Annotated in this window: 1 protein-coding gene; it reads right to left on the bottom strand. The window is 56.3% G+C overall.

The window, feature by feature from the left end; translation table 11 throughout:
* Positions 1–261 precede the first annotated feature (261 nt).
* Complete coding sequence (locus N4Q37_RS27605) at positions 262–1,287, bottom strand: IS110 family transposase (protein WP_260963352.1); 1,026 nt, start codon at positions 1,285–1,287, stop codon at positions 262–264.
* Between the last annotated feature and the right edge of the window lie 75 nt (positions 1,288–1,362).

Below are 1,362 nucleotides of genomic sequence, written 5' to 3'. Positions count from 1 at the left end.
AAAATCTATGGTCACCCCCATTTTTGCAATACTGATTAACGGGTGGTGTGGTTGGCTTGCTTAAATCTATCCGGCGTCTGTTTGGGGCATGCCCCAGCGCCACGATGAGAGTCGCGCCTGACGATCCTTAAAAAACCGTCGGCTTCTAAAGCCGATTTTTATGTCAGGATCTTCGCCAGGCCGGTAGGCCGTTCACGTCATCCGTTGTTCAGCTATCGCAAAACCTGAAGGGTGGTTCGTGGTACTGCAACAACCGCAGGGTCAGGCGCTCAAGGCGTCTGGCCCTGTTTCATATTGCGTATGGTGGGCGGCTATCGCCCACGCGATCCGCGCCAGCTTATTCGCCAAGGCACAGGCCACCACGTTCGAGTGTCGTCGCATCAGCAATGAGCGGACCCAGTCGGCCAGAGCCCCTTTTTGATGTTCCAGCCTCTGCATGTAAACCCGAGCACACTGCACCAGCAGTTGTCGCAGGTGCTTGTCGCCGCGCTTGCTGATCCCCAGCAGATTGGCCTTGCCACCCGTGCTGTACTGCCTGGGCACCAGGCCCACGGCAGCGGCGAAGTCGCGACTGCACTTGTACTGTTGGCCATCGCCCATTTCGACAGCCAGCAGGCTGGCGGTGATCGGCCCAACACACGGCAGGCTAAGCAGACGACTACCCAGATCATCGACGGCCAGTTGGCTTGCCAGCTCTTTATCCAGTTCCTTGATCTGCTCATCCAGGTAAACGAAGTGATCGTGCAGTCGTTGCAGCTGCATGGTGAGCCGAACCGGCAACTCATGCTCGGCCAAGATACTTGGCAAACGTTTCATGATCGCCAAACCTTTGGGCAGGCTGATACCAAACTCCAACAGAAATCCGTGCATCTGATTAGCAGCTTTGGTGCGGTCATGCACCAGCGATTCGCGCAGGCGGTGCAGAACCGACAGGGTTTGCTGAGCCTCGGTTTTAGGCGAGACGAAGCGCATCGATGGACGTGAAGCAGCTTCGCAAATGGCCTCGGCATCGACAAAATCGTTTTTGTTGCCTTTGACGAAGGGCCGGACGAACTGCGGAGAAATCAGTTTGGCCTGATGCCCCATGGCGATCAGCTGACGAGCGACAAAATGCGCGCCGGCACACGCCTCCATCACCACAGTGCAGGCCTTCAGATTGCCGAAGAACTGCATCATTTGTGGACGTGAGAGCTTTTTGCGAAACACCTCTCGGCCGGATTTGTCCTGGCCGTGCAGATGAAAACTGTGCTTGCCGAGATCGATTCCGATCAGCGCTGACTCACTCATGATGATGGCCTCCGAAAACAAAACACCCTGCGAAAGCGTAGCCCTCGCAGGGTGTGGGGGTGACCATCTCATTAA

Source organism: Pseudomonas citri (genome assembly GCF_025336485.1).
Lineage (GTDB): Bacteria > Pseudomonadota > Gammaproteobacteria > Pseudomonadales > Pseudomonadaceae > Aquipseudomonas > Aquipseudomonas citri.
This window is presented reverse-complemented; position numbering and strand designations above follow the sequence as displayed.

What these genes read in the sequence shown, in the direction of transcription:
- N4Q37_RS27605 (WP_260963352.1), bottom strand. Translation starts at nt 1,287, where the DNA reads ATGAGTGAGTCAGCGCTGATCGGAATCGATCTCGGCAAGCACAGTTTT.